At 73.0% G+C, this 21783-nt stretch carries 18 protein-coding genes; 11 read left to right on the top strand and 7 right to left on the bottom strand.

Features of this window, described 5'->3' with window-relative positions; genetic code table 11:
• Positions 1 to 12 precede the first annotated feature (12 nt).
• The 3 genes from H1226_RS27555 (at position 13) to H1226_RS27545 (ending at position 4683) form a co-directional block, all read left to right on the top strand.
• On the top strand, positions 13 to 771 hold the full coding sequence (locus H1226_RS27555; RefSeq protein ID WP_304612923.1) for an amino acid ABC transporter ATP-binding protein: 759 nt from the start codon (positions 13 to 15) through the stop codon (positions 769 to 771).
• 328 nt (positions 772 to 1099) lie between these two features.
• Entirely contained in the window at positions 1100 to 3376 is a 2277-nt protein-coding gene (locus H1226_RS27550) for a polymer-forming cytoskeletal protein (protein WP_258344342.1), read from the top strand.
• Between the two features lie 341 nt (positions 3377 to 3717).
• Positions 3718 to 4683 carry an SGNH/GDSL hydrolase family protein gene (locus tag H1226_RS27545; protein ID WP_258344340.1) on the top strand — a complete coding sequence of 322 codons (966 nt, stop codon included), beginning with the start codon at positions 3718 to 3720 and terminating at the stop codon, positions 4681 to 4683.
• Between the two features lie 55 nt (positions 4684 to 4738).
• On the opposite strand, the gene H1226_RS27540 is transcribed toward H1226_RS27545, so the two are convergent.
• Positions 4739 to 5977 (bottom strand): ROK family transcriptional regulator, encoded by a 1239-nt coding sequence (locus H1226_RS27540; RefSeq protein ID WP_258344337.1) that lies wholly within the window; start codon positions 5975 to 5977, stop codon positions 4739 to 4741.
• Positions 5978 to 6170: 193 nt separating this feature from the next.
• Between H1226_RS27540 and H1226_RS27535 the strand changes: the two genes are divergently transcribed.
• From H1226_RS27535 to H1226_RS27525, 3 genes are read left to right on the top strand one after another with little or no spacing between them, the layout of a single operon-like run.
• Positions 6171 to 7490 carry an extracellular solute-binding protein gene (locus H1226_RS27535; protein WP_258344335.1) on the top strand — a complete coding sequence of 440 codons (1320 nt, stop codon included), beginning with the start codon at positions 6171 to 6173 and terminating at the stop codon, positions 7488 to 7490.
• On the top strand, positions 7490 to 8356 hold the full coding sequence (locus H1226_RS27530) for a carbohydrate ABC transporter permease (protein ID WP_258344333.1): 867 nt from the start codon (positions 7490 to 7492) through the stop codon (positions 8354 to 8356). Before H1226_RS27535 ends, H1226_RS27530 begins: the two co-directional genes overlap by 1 nt.
• Positions 8353 to 9171: a carbohydrate ABC transporter permease gene (locus tag H1226_RS27525; RefSeq protein WP_258344331.1), complete on the top strand. Its 819-nt coding sequence runs from the start codon at positions 8353 to 8355 to the stop codon at positions 9169 to 9171. Before H1226_RS27530 ends, H1226_RS27525 begins: the two co-directional genes overlap by 4 nt.
• A gap of 93 nt (positions 9172 to 9264) precedes the next feature.
• Here the strand turns inward: H1226_RS27525 and H1226_RS27520 are convergent, their stop codons facing one another.
• The 3 genes from H1226_RS27520 to H1226_RS27510 form a co-directional block, all read right to left on the bottom strand.
• Complete coding sequence (locus H1226_RS27520; protein WP_224961281.1) at positions 9265 to 9438, bottom strand: hypothetical protein; 174 nt, start codon at positions 9436 to 9438, stop codon at positions 9265 to 9267.
• Positions 9439 to 9656: 218 nt separating this feature from the next.
• Positions 9657 to 11477 carry a phosphoenolpyruvate carboxykinase (GTP) gene (locus H1226_RS27515; protein ID WP_224961283.1) on the bottom strand — a complete coding sequence of 607 codons (1821 nt, stop codon included), beginning with the start codon at positions 11475 to 11477 and terminating at the stop codon, positions 9657 to 9659.
• Positions 11478 to 11882: 405 nt separating this feature from the next.
• Positions 11883 to 12602, bottom strand: a complete 720-nt coding sequence (locus H1226_RS27510; RefSeq protein WP_258344327.1) for a DUF6802 family protein — start codon at positions 12600 to 12602, stop codon at positions 11883 to 11885.
• 113 nt (positions 12603 to 12715) lie between these two features.
• Between H1226_RS27510 and H1226_RS27505 the strand changes: the two genes are divergently transcribed.
• On the top strand, positions 12716 to 13657 hold the full coding sequence (locus H1226_RS27505) for a quinone oxidoreductase family protein (protein ID WP_258344325.1): 942 nt from the start codon (positions 12716 to 12718) through the stop codon (positions 13655 to 13657).
• A gap of 4 nt (positions 13658 to 13661) precedes the next feature.
• On the opposite strand, the gene H1226_RS27500 is transcribed toward H1226_RS27505, so the two are convergent.
• The gene (locus H1226_RS27500) at positions 13662 to 15533 is read right to left on the bottom strand and encodes a dynamin family protein (RefSeq protein ID WP_258344317.1); all 1872 of its coding nucleotides are present in this window, start codon (positions 15531 to 15533) and stop codon (positions 13662 to 13664) included.
• A gap of 370 nt (positions 15534 to 15903) precedes the next feature.
• Between H1226_RS27500 and H1226_RS27495 the strand changes: the two genes are divergently transcribed.
• Positions 15904 to 16104 carry a hypothetical protein gene (locus H1226_RS27495; RefSeq protein ID WP_258344311.1) on the top strand — a complete coding sequence of 67 codons (201 nt, stop codon included), beginning with the start codon at positions 15904 to 15906 and terminating at the stop codon, positions 16102 to 16104.
• On the opposite strand, the gene H1226_RS27490 is transcribed toward H1226_RS27495, so the two are convergent.
• Complete coding sequence (locus H1226_RS27490; protein WP_224961293.1) at positions 16064 to 16402, bottom strand: nucleotide exchange factor GrpE; 339 nt, start codon at positions 16400 to 16402, stop codon at positions 16064 to 16066. The genes H1226_RS27495 and H1226_RS27490 overlap by 41 nt on opposite strands.
• Before the next feature lie 151 nt (positions 16403 to 16553).
• Positions 16554 to 18050, bottom strand: coding sequence for a dynamin family protein (locus H1226_RS27485; protein WP_258349514.1), 1497 nt, complete (start codon positions 18048 to 18050; stop codon positions 16554 to 16556).
• A 197-nt stretch (positions 18051 to 18247) separates the two neighbouring features.
• Between H1226_RS27485 and H1226_RS27480 the strand changes: the two genes are divergently transcribed.
• From H1226_RS27480 to H1226_RS27470, 3 genes are all read left to right on the top strand, one after another.
• Positions 18248 to 18658, top strand: a complete 411-nt coding sequence (locus H1226_RS27480) for a hypothetical protein (protein WP_258344307.1) — start codon at positions 18248 to 18250, stop codon at positions 18656 to 18658.
• A gap of 108 nt (positions 18659 to 18766) precedes the next feature.
• A complete protein-coding gene (locus tag H1226_RS27475; RefSeq protein WP_258344305.1) occupies positions 18767 to 19972 on the top strand; it encodes a sensor histidine kinase in 1206 nt (401 codons plus the stop codon).
• A 244-nt stretch (positions 19973 to 20216) separates the two neighbouring features.
• Positions 20217 to 21749 (top strand): glycosyltransferase family 39 protein, encoded by a 1533-nt coding sequence (locus H1226_RS27470; RefSeq protein WP_258344303.1) that lies wholly within the window; start codon positions 20217 to 20219, stop codon positions 21747 to 21749.
• Positions 21750 to 21783: the final 34 nt, after the last annotated feature.

Raw genomic sequence — 21783 nt, 5'->3', positions numbered from 1 at the left:
GAGGGGCGCCGGATGAGCGCGATGATCGAGGTTTCCGGGCTGGACAAGGCGTTCGGCCCGCTGCAGGTGCTGCGCGGCATCGACCTGACCGTGGACCGCGGCGAGGTGGTGTGCGTGATCGGGCCGTCCGGATCCGGCAAGTCCACCCTGCTGCGCTGCGTGAACCTGCTGGAGGAACCCACGGCCGGGCGCATCGCGGTGGACGGGGTCGAGGTCACCGACCCGGACACCGACATCGACGCCGCGCGCAGGCACATCGGCATGGTGTTCCAGGGCTTCAACCTGTTCTCGCACCTGACCGTGCTGGAGAACCTCACCGTGGCGCAGCGCAAGGTGCTGCGCCGGGGCCGGGCTGAGGCGGACCGGGTGGCGCGGGAGAACCTGGACCGGGTGGGCCTCGCCGAGAAGGAGGACGCGCTGCCCGCGCAGCTCTCCGGCGGCCAGCAGCAGCGGGTCGCCATCGCCCGGGCCCTGTCCATGAACCCCAACGTGATGCTGTTCGACGAGCCGACGTCCGCATTGGACCCGGAGCTCGTAGGCGACGTGCTGGGCGTGATGCGCGGGCTCGCCGACGAGGGCATGACGATGCTGGTGGTGACGCACGAGATGCAGTTCGCCCGCGAGGTCGCCGACCGGGTGCTGTTCATGGACGGCGGCGTCGTCGTCGAGCAGGGACCGCCCGCCGAGGTGATCGGCGCGCCCGCGGAGGAACGCACCCGGACCTTCCTGTCCCGCGTCCTGAACCCGACGCACGCGCGCCCCGCGGAGTGATCCGCCGGCGGTCCTCGCCGGAGTGCGCGGCTTCCCGGTCGTGATCCCGTCCGCCCGCGCGGTGGAACGGTGCGGACGCCGCGGCTGCGGTGCGTAGCGGTCGTCGCGCCACGACCCCGCCGACCCGGTGCAGCGGTCCCCGCCGGAGTAGTCCTGTTCGGACGTTCGGTGGTTTCGCGGCGGCTCGGCGATGTGCCGGTCCGCTCCCTCGGCGGTGTCGGCCGAACCCGTCGCAACCCCAAGCTGAACTCACGCGTCTGAGCTGTCGGTGGTAGTTGATCTACTACGCTGCGTTGGGTTCGCCGGATTCGATGTCGGGGGCGGGATCGTGCCGAACAGGCCGTGGGACAACATCGGGGCACCGACCGCTGCCGAGCAGCGGCTCGACGACCTGCTCGGGCAGGGCAGGGCGTGGGGTCGCAGACCCGACGGCCCGGTCGTCCCGCTCGACGTGCACGCCGACATGTTCGACCCGGAACGGGAGATCCGCGGCGAGTACCTCACCCGCAAGCTCGTCGAATCGCCCGACGAGCAGGGCTGGCGCGCGTTCTGGCGCCGCGGCGGGCAGCAGCCCGTGGTGCGCATCGAGGACGCGGTGATCACCGGCAGGCTGGACCTGCGCGCGGCGGAACTGCCGTACCTGCTGGAGTTCGTGCGCTGCCGCTTCGACATGCGGCCCGACCTGCGCCAGGCCACGCTCGCCGGGCTCGTGCTGTGGGGTTGCCGCTTCCCGGGGCTGAACGGGCGGAACCTGCGCACCAGCCACGACACGGTGCTGCGCAACTGCACCAGCATCGGCGGCATCGTGGACCTCGCCGACGCGCAGCTCGGCGGTTCGCTGCTGCTCAACGACTCCGAGCTGCGCAACCCCGGCGGCCGCGCCATCTACGCGGACCGGCTGGAGATCGCCGGGGCGCTGCTCGGGCTGCGGCTCAAGGTGGCCGGGGAAGTGCGGATCCCGGGCGCGAAGATCGGCGGCAACCTCAACTTCTCCGGCGGGGCGCTGCGCAACCGCGGCCGCACCGCCATCAACGCCAACGGCATCCAGATCGGCGGCAGCTTCCGCGGCGACGTCGACCCCATCGGCGGCGGACCGTTCAGCGTCGCCGGCCTGCTGTACCTGCCCAGCGCGCACGTCGAAGGGGACCTGCGGCTGCGGGACGCGGTGCTCGAACCCGGGGTGGCGCCGCCGAAGCGCGGCGAGTCCCAGCACGACGACCCGATCAGCACGCTGCTGCTGGACCGCGGCGAAGTGCGCGGCGACGTGCAGCTGGACCAGAACTTCCGCAGCGGCGGCACCATCCGCATGGTCAGCAGCCGGATCGGCGGCGACCTGCGGATGGCGGGCGCGCAGATCGACCTGAGCTGGTCGCGCTCCGCCGCCGCCTCGGTGGAGCAGCCGATGCGCGCGCTGCACCTCGACGGCACCGAGGTGCTCGGCAACCTGGAGGCGGCGCACGCGGTGCTGCGCGGGCAGATGCGCATGGTGGACGTGAAGGTGCACGGCAGCTTCCAGCTCACCGGTGCCACCCTCGTCGGGCCGCGCACCGACACCCTGCAGGCCAACCGGATCCAGGTCGGCAGCAACTTCGACTGCCGCGAGGCCGACATCTCCGGAACCCTGCAGCTGCAGGGCGCCGACATCGGCGCCAACGTGGACCTGCGGGCCGCGCACCTGCTCAAGCCCGCCTGGCACCGGCACCGCAAGGCGTACAAGTCCTCGCTGGACCTGCGGGCCGCGAACATCGGGCGGGACCTGGTGTGCGCGGAGGGCGTCCGGCCGTTCCGCGCCGAGGGCGAGGTGCAGCTGCGGCGGGCCGTCATCGGCAGGCAGGCGAACTTCTGGGGCTGCGTGCTCGGCGACGGCAGCTCCGCCAACGCGTTCGGCGCCTTCGGCCTGGTGGCGCAGGAACTGACGCTGCTGCCCGCCACGCCACCGCAGGGCCGGGTGGTGCTGCGGCAGGCGCAGTGCGAACTGCTCGCCGACAACGCCGAGACCTGGGACGCGCAGGGCGGCGTCGACGTCGAGGACTTCACCTACTACAACCTCAGCCACCCCATCGAACCGACCGACGGGGGGCGGGTCCGGGAGCGGCTCGCCTGGCTGCGCGCCACCTCCGGGCGCTACCAGCCGGGGCCGTACGACCAGCTCGCCACCGTGTTCCGCAACAACGGCAACGAGGAGCACGCGGTCACGGTGCTCATCGAGAAGCAGCGCCGCCGGTACCAGGCGCTGGCCGGGGCGTCCCCGCTGCTGCTGCGACCACCCGTGCGGTTGTGGAGCCTGCTGCAGCGCAGCACCGTCGCCTACGGGTACCGGCCGCTGCGCGCGCTGCTGTGGCTGCTGGCGTTCGCCGCGGCGGGCTCGGCGTGGTTCAGCCAGCACGAGCTGAAGCCGATCAACGCCGACGACGACCCGGTGTGGAACCCGTTCCTGTACACCGTCGACCAGCTGGTGCCGATCATCAACCTCGGGCACGACGTGATGTGGCGGGCCGAGGGCCACTCGCAGTGGATCACCGTGGTGCTCATCGCGGTCGGCTGGGTGCTGGCCACGACGGTGGCCGCGGGCATCACCCGGGCGCTCCGCCGCGAGGAGCGCTGAGTTCTTCGGTTTTCCGGGGTTCGGTTGCTGTGGGGTCGGGTGGCGGAACCTCGGCGTCCTCCTCGCTGCGGGATCTTTTCCCCAGGTGGCTCCGCCACGTGCGAAAAAGCTGTCCTCGCGAGGAGGGCGCTGAGAACCCGCGGGTGGTCCGGGTGATCGGGTGGTCGCTGCTCAGCGGCTTCGCCGCTGACAGGAAGGTGTTGGGACGAACGGGTGGGGTGTTGGGGGCGGGCTTCACCCGATGTGCTGATCATCGTCGAGGAAGACGCCGTCGGCGGCGGGAATTCGCGGGTGATCGTGCTACATCAGGATGGCCCGCCCGCCCCCTCCCGGAGGTCTCCGTGGACATCCCGCTCGCCGCTCCCGGCCGCCGACGACGCCTCGACCGGACCACCGCGCGCCCCCGCCGGGCGCTCCGCCGGGGCGCGGCCGCCGCCCTCGTGGCCTGCGCGCTGGCACCGGTGCCCGCGCACGCCGCCGAACCGCTCACCGCGGCATCGACCGCCGCGGCACCGATCCACTACGTGGCGCTCGGCGACTCCGCCGCCGCCGGCCCGCTGATCCCCGGACCGGACCCGAACCTGGCGTGCCTGCGCTCTACCCGGAACTACCCGCGGGTCGTCGCCGACGCGCTCGGCGCGGAGCTCACCGACGCGACCTGCTCCGGCGCCGAGATCGAGGACTTCACCGGCCGCCAGCACGGTTTCCTGCCCCCGCAGTTCGACGCGCTGAGCCCCACCACCGACCTGGTCACCCTCACCATCGGCGGCAACGACGTGGACCTGGTCGGTGCCGCGGTCAGCTGCCTGAACGCGCTGCCGGAACCCATCGGGCGGTCCTGCGCGGAGAAGTACACGGCGCACGGCGACGAACTCGCCACCCGTATCGACGGCATCTCCGGTGACCTCGACGCGGCGCTGGAGGGCATCGCGGCCCGCGCGCCGCACGCGAAGGTCGTGGTCGCGGGCTACGGCACCTACGTCCGGCCCGGCGGGTGCTACCCGAAGGAACCGATCTGGGGCCGGGACGCCGACTACATCCAGTCCAACGTGGACAGGTTGAGCGACCTGCTGCGCGAGCGGGCGGTCGCGCACGGTGCCGAGTTCGTCGACATCGGCGCGGTCAGCGAGGGACACGACGTGTGCGCCGCACCGCAGGACAAGTACCTGGAGGGCGTGCTGCCGACCTCGGTGGCCGCGCCGCTGCACCCGAACGCCCGCGGCATGGCGGCCTTCGGCCGCGCCATCGCCGACGCGGTGCGGGACGGCGCCGGGAGCACGGCCGCCGAGGTGCGCGCCGACGCCTGACCGGGTCCCGCCCGTCCCGGGGCCGGGACGGGCGGGAACTCCGGGCGGGGCGGGCTCATCCGCCCAGCAACGTCGCCAGCCGCGGCGAGTACGCGTGGTCCAGCACCAGCGAGGCCGCGCCGACCGCGCCCGCGTCCTCCCCGATCAGCGCCGAGTGCACCTCCACCGGGCGGGCTCGTGCCGCCCGCACTTGGCCCAGCAGCTGCCTGCGCACCCGCTCCCGGATGATCTCCCCGCCGTGCCGCAGCGCGGGCCCGCCGAGCACGACCCGGTCCACGTCCAGCACGCTCACCACGGTCGCCAGCGCCTGCCCCAGCCTGCTCGCGGCCTGCCGCAGCAACCGGGCGGCGGCCACGTCGCCGCGCGCCGCGTCCCGGCAGATCCGCTGGTAGGCGTCGGAGATCGCGGCGCCGCCGTCGTCGCCGCCCGCGGCGGTCCACTCGGCGACGACGGCCCGCATCGAGCAGTAGGCCTCCAGGCAGCCGCGCTTGCCGCACGCGCACTCCTTGCCGGTGCCGGTGGGCAGGTGCCCGACCTCGCCCGCGTTCCCGCTGATCCCCCGGTACACCTGGTCGCCGAGCACCACGCCCAGCCCGACCCCGGACCCCAGGTAGACGTAGACGAACGAGCCGGACCGCTCCGCGCCGCCCGACCACCGCTCGCCGATGGCCGCGGCGGTCGCGTCGTTGTCCATCACCACCGGCAGCCCGGCGCGCTCCTCCACCAGGTCGGCGAGCGGGACTTCGGGCCAGCCGGGCAGGTTCGGCGGGCTGAACACCCGGCGGTGGGCGTCGTCCACCGGACCCGGCACGGCGAGGCCCACGCCGAGCACCCGGCCGCCCTCGACCTCCCCGTCCTCGGTGGATGCGGCCGTGGAGCGCCGCACCAGGTGCCCGACGGTGCGGGCGAGCGCGCCGACGACGGCGTCCGGGGAGGCGCCCGCGGCGACGCGCCGCGTGCTGCGCGCCCGCACCCGCCCGTCCAGGTCCAGCAGCACCCCGGTGATCCGCTCCGGATCCAGGTGCAGGCCCACCGACTGGTAGGCGTCCGGCACGACCCGCAGCATCACCCGCCGCTTGCCGCCGGTGGAGGGCGCGTGCCCGTCCTCGGTGACGAGCCCGTCGGCCATCAGCGCCCGCACGATGTTCGACATGGTCTGCGCGGTGAGCCCGGTCCTGCGGGCGAGTTCGACGCGGCTCACGCCGCCGTTCGCGCGGATCGCGTCCAGCACGACCGCGCGGTTGAACCCGCCCACCCTGGGGAGGTTGGTGCCCTGCCAGAACTCCTGCCGCATGCGGGGGCTCCCGAGGCGCTCGTGTCGTTGACTTGCTTCATCGAATGGAATTACGGTGCAGTGTGATCCTGATCTCACATCGGGCGCAAGCGCCGAGCGGGTCAGGTGATCGCGCAGCTCATCGAAGACCGGCCGGTCCCCGACCGGGGCGGCCGCGACGGCTACCGGGACGAGTCCCGCACCGGGAGGACCGATGCCTCGCCGACGATTACCCCTGGTCCTGATCGCCGCAGTGCTGGCAGCCACCGGCTGCGGCGGCGGGACGGCCGACGACCCGGACACGATCAGCGTGGCCTACCACCGCTACGGGAACTCCACGCAGGTCGACGCGTTGATGCAGCGGGTCAAGCAGCAGTACGAGCAGGCGAACCCGGGCAAGCACGTCTCGCTGGACCCGGTGGTGGCGCCCGAGGGCGAGTACCTGTCGAAGCTGCAGCTGCGGATGCGCTCCGCGAAGACCGCACCGGACGTGCTCTACGAGGACAGCTTCACCGTCAACTCCGACGTGGCCGCCGGCTACCTGGCGCCGCTGGACGAGCGGCTCGCGGACTGGGCGGACTGGGACCACTTCATCGACACCACCAAGCAGGCCGGGCGCGCCACCGACGGCCGCACCTACGGCATCCCGCTGGACACCGACACCCGCGGCATCTGGTTCAACCGCGACCTGTTCACCCGCGCGGGACTGCCCGCCGACTGGGCACCGGACGGCTGGGACGACGTGCTCGCCGCCGCCCGCCAGGTGAAGCAGCGGTTCCCCGACGTGATCGGCCTGGACCTGCCGCTGGGCAAGGCGGAAGGCGAAGCGGTGACCATGCAGACGGTGCTGATGCTGCTGCACGGCACCGAGACCGGTTCGCTGCACGACGGCAGGTGGATCGCGCCGAACGCGGGCTTCACCGAGGCGATGCGCTTCCTGTCCACCGCCGTCGGCGAAGGGCTCACCCAGAGCCGCGCGCAGATCGCCGACGCCCAGTACGACAAGAAGCTCCGCGACGACCTCACCCGGCAGGGGAAGGTCGCGATGCGGCTGGACGGCAGCTTCGCCTCCGGGCAGTGGGAATCCGCGGGCTGGCGGGACTGGGCGGAGACGATGTCCGCCGCGCCGATGCCGACGCGGGACGGCGGCGGCACCGTGTCGACGTCCGGCGGCTGGACGCTGGCGATGAGCGCTTCCGGCGGCAAGCAGGACGACGCCTTCGAGTTCCTCACGATCGCGTTGAGCCGGGACAACATCACCGAGTACGCGCTGTCCTCCGGGAACCTGCCGTCCCGGGAGGACTCGGCGGCCGATCCGCGGCTCACCGCGGCGAACCCGCTGGCCGGGTTCTGGCTCGGGCTGCTGGAGGGCACGCACTACCGCCCGACGCTGCCGGAGTACCCGAAGATCTCCGAGGAGATCCAGCAATCGGTGCTCGACGTCGCGGGCGGCGCGGACCCGGAGCAGGTGTCCCAGCGGTGGACCGAGCAGGTGCGGCGCATCGCCGGCCCGGACGAGACCCGGGGCGGCTGATGCGCGGCGCGGTGCTGTCGCGGTGGTTGCTGCCGATGGCGCCCGCGGTGCTGCTGCTCGGCCTGTTCGTGGCGGGCCCGATCCTGTGGAGCGGCTACGTCTCGTTCACGAACGCGGCGCTGACCGGGGCGGCGGCGACCTCCCCGGATTTCGTCGGCCTGGAGAACTTCCGCCGCCTGTTCGCCGATCCGGCGCTGTGGCACTCGGCGTGGCTGACGGTGGTGTTCACCGTCGGTTCGGCGGTGATCGGGCAGAACGGGCTCGGGCTGCTCATCGCGGTGCTGACCCGGCACCGGAACCGGGTGCTGCGCAACGCGGTCGGCGTCTCGGTGGTGTCCGCCTGGGTGCTGCCGGAGCTGGTGGCCGCGTTCGCGCTGTACGCGTTCCTGAACCCGGAGGGCACGTTGAACGCGCTGCTCGGCGCGGTCGGGTTGAGCCAGGACTGGCTGTTCAGCGCGCCGCTGCTGGCGATCGTGCTGGGCAACGCCTGGCGCGGCACCGCGTTCTCGATGCTCGTGTACCAGGCGGCGCTGTCCGAGGTGCCGACCGAGCTCACCGAGGCCGCCGAGGTGGACGGGGCGGGGGCGCTGCGCCGCTTCCGGCACGTGACGTTGCCGGTGATCCGCCGTTCGGTGCTGACGAACCTGATGCTGGTGACCTTGCAGACGCTGGGGGTGTTTACGCTGATCTACGTGCTCACCGCGGGCGGCCCGGGGGACGCGACGCAGACCTTGCCGCTGCTGATGTACGACGAGGCCTTCGAGCTGGACGAGATCGGCTACGGCGCCACGATCTCGCTGGTGCTGCTGGCGGTCGGCGCGCTGTTCGCCGTGGTCTACGCCCGCACGCTGCGGGAGGAGGTGTGAGCCGCCGGGGCGAGTCGGCGCTGGTCGGCTCGCTGCTCGGGGTGATCGCGCTGCTGTTCCTGGCGCCGCTGCTGTGGTTGCTCACCGCCGCGTTCGACGCGGAGGCGCCGCTGTCGGCGGCGGTGCCCCAGCGGTTCACGCTGGAGAACTTCGAGCAGGTGCTGGACTGGGAGACCACGATTCGTCCACTGTGGAACGGCTTGTTGCTGTCCGGTGGCGCGGCGCTGATCTCGGTGCTGGCCGCGGTGCTGTGCGCCTACCCGCTGTCCCGCTACCGGTCCCGGTTCCGGCGGCCGTTCCTCTACACCGTGCTGTTCGCGACCGGGCTGCCGATCACGGCGGTGATGGTGCCGGTGTACAGCATGTTCGTCCGGCTGGACCTGGTCGATTCGATGTTCGGCACCACGCTGTTCCTGGCCGCGACCTCGCTGCCGGTGGCGATCTGGATGACGAAGAACTTCATGGACGGCGTGCCGATCAGCCTGGAGGAGGCGGCCTGGGTGGACGGGGCCTCGGCGATGCAGGCGCTGCGCTCGGTGGTGCTGCCGTTGATCGTCCCCGGCATGGGCGTGGTCGGGATCTTCACGTTCATCAACGCCTGGGGGAACTTCTTCGTGCCGTTCGTGCTGCTGCTGGATCCGGCGAAGCAGCCGGCCTCGGTGGGGGTGTTCGCGTTCTTCGGCCAGGGCGGGCTGATCGCCTACGGGCAGCTCGCCGCCTTCTCGATCCTCTACACGGCGCCGGTGATCGGGCTGTACCTGCTGGTGTCCCGATCGCTGGGCGGCGCTTTCACGCTCACCGGGGCGATCAAATGACGTGTGCGGGAGCGGAAGTGGCACGAGCGGCGAGGGAATGATCTCCACTCGCCGCTCGTCCACCCGCAGATCCGCTCCTCGGGGCACCGTCCATCAGGCCCGTTCCTTCTCGTCGACCGCGCCCGGACGAGCCGAGCCGAGCTCGCCTTCCGCCCGGGGCGCGGGAATCCGCACCTCGTGGTCGTCCGCGTCGTCGTGCCGGTCCGGTGCGAGCAAGACCATCACGATCGCGATCAACGCCAGCAGCAACAGCGCCGCACCCGCCATGACACACCTCCTCCCCTCGTGATCCGTTGTTCTTAGGACGTGCGGGGTGCCCGGCGGGTTCCGTTCCGTCGATCCATTTTTCGGAAGTTCCGGACCGATTCGCCGGTTTCGCTGACTGCGGTCGCGATGAATCCGCAGAATGGCGGGTTTCTTCCCGGAAATGCGGAAGGGCCGCCCGCGGGAGTTCCGCGGGCGGCCCTTCTCGGGGGCGTGCCGGGTCAGGCGACGCCGAGGCGCTGCTTCAGCGCGTCGAACTCGTCCTGCACCGAGCTCGGCAGGTCCGCACCGATCGTGGCGAACCACTCCTCGATCAGCGGGATCTCCGCCTTCCACTCCTCCACGTCCACGTGCAGCGCGGTCTCCACGTCCTCGCGCGGCGTGTCCAGGCCGGACAGGTCGATCTGGTCCGCCGACGGCACCCGGCCGATCGCGGTGTCCTCGGCGGCCGCGTTGCCCTCGATGCGGTCCACGACCCACTTGAGCACGCGGGAGTTCTCGCCGAAGCCCGGCCACACGATCTTCTTGCCGGACTCGTCGCGGCGGAACCAGTTCACGTAGAAGATCCGGGGCAGCTTCGTCGCGTCCGCCGACTTGCCCATGTTCACCCAGTGCTGGAAGTAGTCGCCGACGTTGTAGCCGATGAACGGCAGCATCGCCATCGGGTCGCGGCGCACCACGCCGACCTGGCCCGCGGCGGCGGCGGTGGTCTCCGAGGACATGGTGGCGCCCATGAACACGCCGTGCTGCCAGTCGAACGCCTCGTTCACCAGCGGCACCGTCGTCTTGCGGCGGCCGCCGAACAGGATCGCCGAGATCGGCACGCCGTTCGGGTCGTCCCACTCGTCGGCGAGGATCGGGCACTGCGACATCGGCGTGCAGTAGCGGGAGTTCGGGTGCGCGGCCTTCTCGTCCGAGTCCGGCGTCCAGTCCCGCTGCTTCCAGTCGGTGAGGTGCGCGGGCGCCTCGCCCATGCCCTCCCACCAGATGTCCTTGTCATCGGTGAGGGCCACGTTGGTGAACAGCGTGTTGCCCTGCTCGATGGTGCGCATCGCGTTCGGGTTGGTGTTCTCGTCGGTGCCCGGGGCGACGCCGAAGAAACCGGCCTCCGGGTTCACCGCGTACAGCCTGCCGTCCTCGCCGAAGCGCATCCAGGCGATGTCGTCGCCGAGCGTCTCCGCCTTCCAGCCGGGGATGGTCGGCTGCAGCATCGCCAGGTTCGTCTTGCCGCACGACGACGGGAACGCGGCGGCCACGTAGTGGACCTTGCCCTCCGGCGAGGTGAGCTTGAGGATCAGCATGTGCTCGGCGAGCCAGCCCTCGTCGCGGCCCATCGCGGAGGCGATCCGCAGCGAGTAGCACTTCTTGCCGAGCAGCGCGTTGCCGCCGTAGCCGGAGCCGAAGCTCCAGATCATCCGCTCCTCGGGGAAGTGGGTGATGTACTTCGTGTCGTTGCAGGGCCAGGCGACGTCCTGCTCGCCGGGCTCCAGCGGGGCGCCCACCGAGTGCAGCGCGGGTACGAACGCGCCGTCGCTGCCCAGCTTCTCCAGAACCTTCGCGCCCATCCGGGTCATGATGTGCATGGAGGTCACCACGTAGGCGCTGTCGGTGATCTCGACGCCCAGCTTCGGCTCGTCGGCCTCCAGCGGACCCATGCAGAACGGGATGACGTACATGGTGCGACCGCGCATCGAGCCCCGGTAGAGCTCGGTCATGATCGCTTTCATCTCGTCGGGCTGCATCCAGTTGTTGGTGACGCCCGCGTCCTTGCGCTCCCGGGAGCAGATGTAGGTCCGCTCCTCGACGCGTGCCACGTCCGTCGGGTCCGAGGCGGCCCAGAACGAGTTGGGCTTCTTCTCCAGCCGGGTGAAGGTGCCCGCCTCGACCAGCTCGTCGGTCAGCCGCGTCCATTCCTCCTGGGAGCCGTCGCACCACACCACCCGCTCGGGCGTGGTCAGCTCGGCGACCTCGCGCACCCACGACAGCAGGCGTGCGTGGTCGGTGGGTGCCTGGTCGAGACCTGGGATGGTCAAGGCGGTCATCGCTTCGTGTCTCCTGACTGGGCGCCACAGCCCGGAATGCTCGTCCGGCGGCGGCGGTGCCACCGGCGTGTTCAGAGAATGCTTCGCCCCACCCGCAGAACGGGAGGAGCTTGGAAAGGGATGCACCGAGGCTAACGGTGCCGGGCGCTCGCAATGGAGATCAGCTGTGTAGGTTCTCTCACAGGAACGATAAGGGGATCGATTCAGTACCCCGGCGAAGCACAGGTCTAGACGAAAATTCAGCCGTCACCGCGCGTGGATGACCAAGGATTTCCGGCGAAGCGGACAGCCCCGCGAACGGGAGATGACGGCCGGGCGGACATCTCGTGCCGTTCCCGCGCCGATCCGGGATGCGAACAGCGCCCGAACTCCACCGGATAGGAGGAATTCGAGCGCTCGGGACCGTCAGCTCCAGGCGGCGTCCGAATCGGAGCAGGTCGTGGGCCGCTCCTGGGCGACCTGCTGCGCCTCCGGCGGCTCCGGGTCGCCGAACGTCCAGGTCGCGTCGTCGGTCGCACCGGCCGCCGGGTGCGGGGCGGGCACGTACTGGCCTTGCTGGTCGAGGGTGCCCTGCTCGACGACCGTCCACTCCCCGGCGCCGGTGTGGTGGGTGATGGTGACCTCGCCGGAGTTCCCGATCTCCACCAGCTGGTCCGCGGAACCGTCGCCGTCCACGTCGGTCACCAGCATCGTCCCGTGCTCCGTGGTGACCACCGCGGTGTCGGGGCGGCCGTCGTTGTCGGTGTCCTCGGTGGCCGGCCCGATCTGCTGCTCGCCGCCCGGGGTGTCGATGACCAAGGGTGCCCCGCCGCGCTGCCGCGGGTCGGCCGCGCCGGGGTGCTGCTCCGGCTGCTCGGCGACCCAGTCGCCGGTGGCGGCGTCGTAGCGGGCCTGGCCGACGACGGTGCCGTCCGCGTCCACCGTCTGCATCACCTCGGCGGCGCCGTCGGCGTCCTCGTCGAGGTAGGCCACGTGGCCGTCCTCGGTCAGGATCGTGACCGCGTCGTCCACGCCGTCGCCGTCGAGGTCGTAGTTCGCCTCGGCGGTGTACTCCACGCCCTCGACGGTGACCTTGATGTCGCCGTCCCCGGCACCCGTCTCCTCGATGTACATCTCGACCCCCACTTCGGCCTCGGCTCAGCGCTACGACGCAGCGTAGAGCCGCCCGGTTCCCCCGCGTCACCGGATGCGGCGCGGCGGTGGGGAATCCGGGCGGTGCGGGCGGTGTTGCGGCGGACATGGCTGTTCGCATCGTCGCCACCGCGTTCGGTGGCCCGGAAGTCCTGTCCGTCGTCGACGTCGAAGTGGGCTCGCCCGGTCCGGGACGGGTCGTGGTCGAGGCCCGCGCGATCGGGGTGAACCCGATCGACCACAAGCTCTACAGCGGAGCGTTCGGCTCCGACCCGGCGAGGTTGCCGCTGCCCGTGGGCAACGAGCTCGCCGGCGTGGTCACCGCCGTCGGCGAGGGGGCCACCGGGAAGGCCGGTCCGATCTCGGTCGGCGACGAGGTGGTCGTGCACCCCGCGCCCGGCGCCTCGGCGAGCGAGGTGGACGTGCCCGCGAGCTCCGTCGTCCCGAAACCCGCCGGGCTGTCCTGGGAGGTCGCGTCCGGCCTGCTGCTCGCGGGCGGCACCGCGGTGCACCAGCTGTCGCTGCTCGGCGACGTCGCGGGCCGGACCGTGCTGGTGCACGGCGCGTCCGGTGCGGTGGGCGTGCTCGCCGCCCAGCTCGCGGTCGCCGCGGGAGCGCGGGTCGTGGGCACCGCGGGCGAATCCCGGCACGAGTGGCTGCGCGGCCTCGGCGTCGTGCCGGTGTCCTACGGGGACGGTCTGCTGGAGCGGGTGCGCGCGGCCGCGCCGGACGGCGTCGCCGGCGTGATCGACACCGTCGGCACCGACGAGGCGATCGACGTCTCGCTGGCGCTCGTCGCCCCGGAGCGGATCACCAGCGCCGCCGCGTTCCACCGCGCCTCGGACGGGATCCGGCTCGTCGGCGGCGGTCCCGACGCGGACCCGGGCACCGAGGTCCGCGCGGCGGCGTGGGAGCGGCTGCTGCCCGCGGCCGCCGCCGGGCGGCTGGAGCTGCCGATCGCGCGGACCTTCCCGCTGGCCGAGGCCGCCGCGGCGCACCGGCTCCTCAGCGAGGGCCACCCGGGCGGGAAGCTGGTGCTGCTGCCCTGATCCGTCATTCGGCGCGGTCGCGGAGCCCGCGGATCGCGCCGAGCAGGTGCTCGGCGCGATCCCGGCCGCTGCGGGCCTCGGCGAGCCGCTGCTCGGCGGTGTGCAACCGGCGGCTGCGCTCGGCGGCGTCCATCTTCAGCGCCTTGTCGACCTCCCGCAGCTCTGCCTCGATCGATTCGATGCGCCTGCCCAGCGCGTCGTCCAGCGCCAGCGACAGCTGCTGCTCGGCTTCGATCAGCTGCTCGGACACCAGCTGGTCCAGAGCGGAGCGGGCGTCCGCGATGGCCTCGGTGAGCCACTGCTTGAGGTGCTGCTTGTCCGCCGCGTGCTTGCGGGTGCGGGCCATCCACCAGCCGGCGCCGAGGCCCAGCACGATCGTCACCGGCAGCACCACCGGGTTCAGCACGCCCACGCCGATCCCGGCCAGCGGCATCGCCGCCGCCCGGCCCACCCCGAGGCCGCCGGAGATCCCCATGAACACCAGCAGCTTGTCCTCGGCGGTCGGCGCCCGCTTGTCCGGTGGCCGCAGCGCGATGGGCGACTGCGCGCCGCGGGCGAACTGGGAGCGGATCACGTCCAGCTCCTCCGCGGAGAACAGCTCCGCCAGCGACACCTCGGCGACCTTCGCCAGCCGCGCCGACAGCAGCGCCGACACCCGCGAGGACACCATCTGCAGCGCGGTGTCCACCTGGTGCGGCAGGGCGGTGAGCGCGCCGTGCTCGGCGGTGTCGATGGCGCGGCGGAACCAGCTCTGCACCTCCCGCATCTGCCGGGTCACCTCGTGGCTGACCTCGACGCGGGTGCGCTGGATCTCGCCGCGCAGCTTCAGCTGCCAGCCGCGGGTGGAGGAGCGGCGGGAGGCGCTGAGCTCGTCGCGGCGGGCGCGCAGCGATTCGGCCTCGTCCTCGCCGACGGTGAGCGCGCGCTGCTCGGCGGCCAGCCGCACCGCCAGCTCGCCGAGCACGGTGGACAGCGCGCGCATCGTGTTGGCCTCGCCGAGCATCGCGGCCCGGCCGCCGACGAGCTGCTCCAGCGCGGAGCGCAGCTCGGCCACCCCGGACCGCTCCCGCAGCATGGTGGCGGCCTGCTCGTTCGGCGCCTGCGCGGCGAGTTCCCACAGCCGCGCCGACACCGGGTGGATCGGCACGTCCGCGAACCGCGGCGCGTGCTCGGCCAGCAGCGCGCGGTTCTCCTCCAGCACCCGGCGCCAGCCGCGGTGCTGGTCCGTCTTGGCGAGCGCGAACACCACGGTCTCCACCCGATCCGCCGCGCCGTGCAGGAAGTCCAGCTCGCCGCGGGTGAACGGGGCGGAGGCGTCGGCGACGAACAGCAGCGCGGTCGCGGCGGAGGCGGCTTCGGCGGCGAGCTCCCCGTGCACCGAGTCGAGGCCGCCGACTCCGGGGGTGTCCACGACGGTCAGCGCGGCCAGCACGTCCAGCGGTGCCTCGATCCGCAGGTGCCGCGGCGGGAGCGCGCCTTCGGGCGGCGTCGTCCGCGCGGACGACCAGGCGGGCAGCTCGGCCACCGCGAACTCCACCGGTTCCGCGTCGGCCGGGTAGCAGGCGAGGCCGCGCCACCGCTCGCCGTGCCGGAACTCCAGGTACGTCGACGTCGCCACCGAAGCGTCCACAGGGGACAGTCCGGGGGCGTCGACGAGCGCGTTCACCAAGGAGCTCTTGCCGCGGTTCGTCTCCCCGACCACGACGACGCTCGGCACCAGCGGCCGGGAGCGCCGCACCCGGTCCGCCCAGTCCGCGGCGTCCGGGTCGACCTCCCGCAGCAGGGCGAACAACCGGTCCCTGGTCTGCTTGACCTGCTGGGGCAAGGCGGTGGCCGCCACGGGCACCCCGGTCGTCGCCGGACCGGCCGAAGTCATGCGCACTCCCGTCGCTGCGTTCGGGCACCGCGTTCGGCGCGGGCCGGCCGCCGGCCCGGATCGGCCGCGGCGCGGGCGTGAATGTACCGCCCACCGGCGCGCGCCCGGTCCGCTTCCCGCGCGGTCCACCCGACCCGACCAGCTCGCGGGCCCGGCGCACCGCCGACGACCACCCGGATCGGGGCGGGCGGACCGTTCGGCCGCGCACCGGGTCCGGAGGCCTCGACCGAACGGCTGGGCGCCCCGGCTCGTCCTTGGCCGGAGGGCTTAGAGCGGCCGAGCCGCACGGCCGATTCGCCGGAGGGGGATGACCAGCGATTCTGGTGTCACCTCGAACTGCGGGGTGAAGTCACCGGCAAGGAGGAACACCATGTTCACCGCACTCACCACCATCGGCACCGTCATCGGACTCGTCCTCGCGCTCGCCGTCCTGCTGCTGATGTCGGTGAGCTCGGTGCTGCCCGACCTCGCCGAGCGCGCCCCCGCCCGCGAGCGGACCCGCAAGATCTCCCGCTCCGCGGAGTTCCGGTTCAGCTCGCCGCTGGTCCCGGGCGCCACTGGTACACGGTGACGACCGGGGTGCGCAGCACCTGATCGCGGTCGGCGAAGCCCGGGACCTCGGTCTCGGCGACGATCCCGTCCAACGCGGGATCGTCGGTGGGCACCGTGCCGCCCGCCTCGTGCCGGGAGGGGTCGAACGGCAGCCCCTCGGGGCGCAGCCGCACCACCCCGATTCCGTCCAGCCCTTCGGTCAGCCGTTCGGCGACGCCGCTGCTGCGAGCCCGGTCGAGCGCGTACAGGCACAGCCTGATCAGCTCGGTGCGTTCGGACAGCGCCTGGTCGAGCGGGTCGATGTGCACGGCGGTCATGTCAGCCCCCAACTCGGCGTCCGGTTCGGCGGGTTCCTCCGCACCCGGTTCCGACGCGGTGGTCGCCCGCTCGGTTCCACGATCAGGTGAAGATCGTCGTCGAAGCCAGTCCCGCACCGCCGCGTCCCCTCCGCTCGCCGCTCGCCGGTGTTCAGCCCGGCGCCGGCACCTGACCGGCCTGCAGCTGCTGCCAGATCAGGAAGTACGCCCGGTGCACCACGAACGCGACGCGGCTCTGCGCGGGCGTCGCGCCGAACGACGCGAACGACCGCCACCAGCTCGCCCGCTCCAGCGCGAACTGCACGAGCTCGTGCCGCGGCCGCCCCGCCATCCCCAGCTGGGAGCCGGGATCCGCGCTGCCACCGATCCGCAGCACCTCCGCCGCCAGATCCTCCGGCAACCGCACCGCGTCGGAGGTCACCAGCGTCAACGCCTCCAGCACCCGCAGCTGGTGCGCCTCCCGCCTGCTCAGCAGCACCTCGATCGCGTCGTGCACCCGCTGCCGCTCGCCCGGGTCACCGGACGCCTGCGCCAACGCCGTCACCGAGGCCAGCGCGGCCGCCGCCTTGATCCCGTCGGCGCGCGCCCGGAACACCTCGTCCAGCCGCGCCCGCACCCCGGCCAGCCCCGAGCAGTCCAGCAGCACCCGGCGCAGCTTCCCCGCCGTGATCTCCGGATCGTCCGCGAGCACCGCGAGCGCCCGCCGCACCCCGTACAGGTCCAGCCGCTCCAGCAGCCGCTCCCGGTCCCGCCCCGGGACCGCGCACTCCCAGCCGGTGAACAGGTCCGCCGACATGAGCATCGTCAGCCGGTCCGCCTCGTCCAGCTGCGCCAGCGCCCGCAGTGCCTCCGCGTCCGCGGAGCCGAACCCGCCGGTCTCCGCGGTCTCCGCGAGCAGGCCGATCACCGGCAGCACCTCCGCGACCCGCGGCCCGAGCAGCGCGGCCTGCTCCGCGGCCAGCGCCTCCGCCGCCCGCCACACCTCGCCGCCGGAACCCGGTACCGAGTCCGGTTCGACGGTGTCCGCCTTGTTCAGCACGGCGATCGCGTTCGCCGGGCCCGCGTCCCGGCTCGCGGTGGCCGCGGTGAACGCGTCCAGCGCCTGCTGGTCGTCGGCGCGCACCGCCTGCGTCACCACGTACAGCACGGCCTCGGCACCCGCGACGGCGCTGCGCGACACCGGGTCCAGGTCGTCCGCACCCGGCTCGCGGGCGCCCAGCAGCTGCTCGGTCCGCGCCACCGACGCGGCGTCCAGCGAACCCAGGCCCGGGGTGTCGATCACCGTCAGGTCGCGCAGCACCGCGTTCGTCAGGTACGCCTCCAGGTGCGAGACCCGGTCCAGCTCGACTCCCAGCTCCGCCGGGATGCCGCCGTCGGTGTCGAACGGCACCGCCTGCTTCGACCCGTCGTGGAACACCACCTCGACCCGGTCCACCGTGCCGTACTGGAAGCGGGTCACCAGCCGGGTGCACTCGCCGACGTCGGTCGGTGCCACCCGCCTGCCGATCATCGCGTTCACCAGCGTCGACTTGCCCGACTTGATCCGGCCGGCCACCGCCACCTGCAACGGGGCGGACATCCGGTGCAGCACCTCGTCGAAACCGGCCGCGGTGCGCTCGCACACCTGGCCGCGCAACCCCGCGCACATCCGCGCGACCGACGCCGACAGCGGACCCGCCCAGCGCTGCTGCTCGACCGGCGAAGTCACCCCTGCCTCCTTGGACGCGGCCCGTGATCGCGGCCATCCTGCCACGATCCGGCGCCGAGATCGGTTTGCCCGACGATCTGTCCGGGAACCCGGCGAGTGCACGGACATGCGCACAACGCACTCGACAGCGGAATTCGGTGATACCCGTGGGAACCGGCTACACCCTCGCATTCCTGGTCATCGGCACCGTGCTGGTGTTCGTCGACGGGTGGCTGCTGCGCCGCAGCGGCACCACGTACCTCGCCGCGGTCTACCCGGACGGCAAGGTCGCGGACTCGGCGAACCAGCTGATCACGGTGCTGTTCCACTTGGCGACGCTCGGCGTGCTGGCTCTGCTGTCCACCGTCCGGATGGGCGGCGGCGATCCGTTCCACGCCCTGATCACCCGGGTCGGCGTGCTGCTGCTGGTGCTGGCGGTGGCGCACGGCATCACGATCTGGCTGCTCGCCCGGCTGCGCACCAAGCAGCGGGAGAAGGCGCTGCAGGAGGAGATCAGCGCCCGGGCCAGCGGGCACTTCGACGCGGAACCCCGCGCGGGCGCCGGCTGATCCGGCCGCGGACCCCGCTCCGGGTGGGGGCTCGACTACGACCCCGGTATGACGGGAACCCGCCGTGAGGATGACGATCCGGCGGTGCTCCGCGCCTACGCTGGGCCGGTGCGGAACTGGAGCGCGTGGGCGCGGGCGCATCCGACGGCCGTGGACGGGTGGACGGCGGCGCTGCTGTTCGTCGCTTTCCTGATCTCCGAACCCGACGCGTACGGCCTGTGGCCGCGCGAACTGCCCCCGTACCTCGAACTGCTCGCCTGCGCGCCGGTCGCGTTGCGCCGCCGCGCCCCGTTGCTCGCCGCGGCCGGAGTCCTCGCCGGGGCGGTCGGGACGCACGTGGTCCTGGCGCTGCGGCCGTTGGTCAACCCGGGGCAGGTAGCGGTGTTCCTGGTGCTGTACGGGCTGGTCGTGGCCGGGCACCGGTGGACCGGGGCGGTGCTGGCCGTGGCGTTCAACCTGGTCGTGCCGACCGGACTGGTGGTCGTCGGCCCGCTCCCGTCCGGGTGGCCGGAGCTCGCGGTGGTCGGCGCGACGCTGGTCCACCTGCTGCTCACCGCATTGGTCTGGGCGCTCGGCGAGTTCATCGCCGCCCGTCGCGCGCACCTGCGGGAGGTCGAGGACCGGCTGCGGCGCGCGGAATCCGAGCGGGACCGGCGTGCCCGCCTCGCCGTCGCCGAGGAGCGCAACCGCATCGCCCGCGAGATCCACGACGTGCTCGCGCACTCGCTCAGCGTGATGATCGCGCAGGCCGACGGGGCGAGCTACGCGCTGCGCACCGATCCCGAACTGGCCGAGCGGGCGGCCCGCACGATCGGCGACACGGGCCGGACGGCGCTGGCCGAGCTGCGCGGTCTGCTGGAGGTGCTGCGCGACCCGGCCGAGGGCGGGGCCTGGCCCCCGCCGCCCGGGTCGGTGAGCCTGCGCGAACTGGTCGACCGGGTGCGGCGCCCGGACCTGCCGGTCCGGCTCGAACTCTCCGGGGACGTCGAGGGCCTGCCGACGGGGCTCGGCCTCGCCGTGTACCGGATCACGCAGGAGGCGCTGACGAACGTGCTCAAGCACGGCGGCGGAGCGGCGGTCGTGCGGGTAGACAACGACGGCCGCGTCGTCGAGCTGGAGATCAGCGACGACGGGTCGGGCTCGGCCGCCGCGCTCGCGGGAACCGGCTCGGGCGAGGGGAACGGGCTGGACGGGATGCGCGAGCGGGCCGCGCTGTACGGCGGCGCGCTGACCGCGGGACCCCGGCCGGAGGGCGGTTGGCGGGTGCACGCGGTGCTGCCGCTGGTGAGCTCCGACGCGGTTGCGCCGAACTGATCGACGGACCCGGCGCGAACGCCGCACGTCCCACCGGGCCGACCGTCGGCACGTCGCCGGGGATTCGGCCACTCGTCGACGAATCCCCCAGGCCGCCGGCCGGGCGCCCTGCGTCGCCGGGATGACCTGACGTCCTACTCCGGTGGGACGTGCGGCGGTGCCGGGTTCAACGCTCAGGCGGACGCGCGTGCAGCGGTCCGCGCCGGAGTCTGGGCCGGTCCGAGCCCCGAACCGGGAAGTGGTCATGCCGCCCGCACTCGACGAGCGTTCGCGCCTCGTTCCCCCGCCCGCACCGAGTACCGCCGCCGCGCCGTCCGCGCTGCCCGCGCTCGCCACCCGGCCGCTGCTGCTGATCGCCGCCGCCGTGACCGGGGTGCTGCTGCTCACCAGCGGCCGCTACGGGATCTACGCCGACGAGCTGTACTTCCTCGCCGCCGGGCACCACCTGGACTGGGGGTACGTCGACCAGCCCCCGCTGGTGCCGCTGATCGCGCTGCTCGCCGACACCGCGTTCCCCGGTTCGCTGCTCGCGCTGCGGCTGCTGCCTGCGCTCGCGGCCGGCGCCGGGGTCGTGCTGACGGCCCTGCTCGCGCGGGAGCTCGGCGGTGATCGCCGGGCGCAGCTGCTGGCGGGCGGGGCCTGGGCGGTCGCCGGGCAGACGCTGGGGGGCGGGCACATGCTCGCCACCGTCTCCTTCGACCCGGTGCTGTGGACCGCGGTGCTGTGGCCGCTGGTCCGCTGGGTGCGGCTGCGCGAGCAGGGCGTGCGGCAGGACCGGCTGCTGCTCGCGGCCTGCGCCTGCACGGCCCTGGCGATGCAGGTCAAGCTGCTGATCCCGGTGCTGTGGCTGGTGCTGTGGCTGGTGCTGCTGTGCACCGGGCCGCGGTCGTTGCTGCGCCGCCCGCTGCTGTGGGCCGGTGCGGCGGGCGCGCTGCTCACCGCGGCGCCGACGCTGTGGTGGCAGGCCACCCACGGCTGGCCGCAGCTGAGCATGGGCGAGGCCGTCGCCGCGGAGAGCTCCTTCGGCGTGCTCCTGCTGCCCGCCGTGGTGCTGTGCGCGGGAATTCCCGGCGGAGTGCTGGTGTGCTTCGGCTGCTGGCGGCTGCTGCGCGCGCCGGAGCTGCGGCCGTACCGCTTCCTCGGCTGGACGGTCCTCGGGGTGGCCGTGCTGGTGGCGCTGACGGAATCGCGGCCGTACTACTTGGCGGGCGCGTACGGGCTGCTGTTCGCGGTCGGTGCCGTGCAGCTCCGGGCGCGGTGGTTCTCCGCGCGGCTGTACGCGGTCTCCGCGCTGGTCGCGGTCGTGGCGACGTTGCCGGTGCTGCCGGTCGGGCTGATCCCGCGGTTCGACCTGGTGGGCACCGGCAGCGTGGGCTGGCCGGAGCTCACCGCGATCGTCGAGCGCAACGCCCGCGAGCACGCGGCACCGGTGATCGCCGAGGACTACTGGGTGGCGAGCGCGGTGCACCACTACGGCCGCACCGAGGTCCACAGCGCGAGCCGGGGGTACTGGGCGTTCGGCAGGCCCGCCGAGCACGTCCGGAGCGCGATCTACGTGGGCGGACGGCGGGACTTCCTCCTGCGCCACTTCGGTTCCGTGCGGCGGGTGGACACGGTGCGCACCGGCCTGCCGTCGCTGTACGAGGGCACTCCCGTGTGGGTGGTGTCGGAGCCCCGGCGGCCGTGGGAGCTGCTCTGGCGCGACCTGTGGCACATCGGGCTCCGGCACGACGGGACGCCGTCCGGCGCGCCGCCCGCGGTCGCCGCGGACGGGTAGGGCCCGCGAGGGTTGTCACGGAGATCATCCGGGA

It is taken from the genome of Saccharopolyspora gregorii (assembly GCF_024734405.1).
Classification (GTDB): domain Bacteria; phylum Actinomycetota; class Actinomycetes; order Mycobacteriales; family Pseudonocardiaceae; genus Saccharopolyspora_C; species Saccharopolyspora_C gregorii.
The sequence above is the reverse complement of the archived record's forward strand: the minus strand, read 5'-3'. Positions and strand labels throughout refer to the sequence as shown.

Excerpts from the sequence above, each read along its gene's own strand:
- H1226_RS27555 (WP_304612923.1), top strand. The coding sequence starts at position 13 with ATGAGCGCGATGATCGAGGTTTCCGGGCTGGACAAGGCGTTCGGCCCG.
- H1226_RS27540 (WP_258344337.1), bottom strand. The coding sequence starts at position 5,977 with ATGCGGCAGGAGTTCTGGCAGGGCACCAACCTCCCCAGGGTGGGCGGG.
- H1226_RS27535 (WP_258344335.1), top strand. The coding sequence starts at position 6,171 with ATGCCTCGCCGACGATTACCCCTGGTCCTGATCGCCGCAGTGCTGGCA.
- H1226_RS27530 (WP_258344333.1), top strand. The coding sequence starts at position 7,490 with ATGCGCGGCGCGGTGCTGTCGCGGTGGTTGCTGCCGATGGCGCCCGCG.
- H1226_RS27520 (WP_224961281.1), bottom strand. The coding sequence starts at position 9,438 with ATGGCGGGTGCGGCGCTGTTGCTGCTGGCGTTGATCGCGATCGTGATG.
- H1226_RS27515 (WP_224961283.1), bottom strand. The coding sequence starts at position 11,477 with ATGACCGCCTTGACCATCCCAGGTCTCGACCAGGCACCCACCGACCAC.
- H1226_RS27505 (WP_258344325.1), top strand. The coding sequence starts at position 12,716 with ATGGCTGTTCGCATCGTCGCCACCGCGTTCGGTGGCCCGGAAGTCCTG.
- H1226_RS27500 (WP_258344317.1), bottom strand. The coding sequence starts at position 15,533 with ATGACTTCGGCCGGTCCGGCGACGACCGGGGTGCCCGTGGCGGCCACC.
- H1226_RS27495 (WP_258344311.1), top strand. The coding sequence starts at position 15,904 with ATGTTCACCGCACTCACCACCATCGGCACCGTCATCGGACTCGTCCTC.
- H1226_RS27490 (WP_224961293.1), bottom strand. The coding sequence starts at position 16,402 with ATGACCGCCGTGCACATCGACCCGCTCGACCAGGCGCTGTCCGAACGC.
- H1226_RS27485 (WP_258349514.1), bottom strand. The coding sequence starts at position 18,050 with ATGTGCGCGGGGTTGCGCGGCCAGGTGTGCGAGCGCACCGCGGCCGGT.
- H1226_RS27470 (WP_258344303.1), top strand. The coding sequence starts at position 20,217 with ATGCCGCCCGCACTCGACGAGCGTTCGCGCCTCGTTCCCCCGCCCGCA.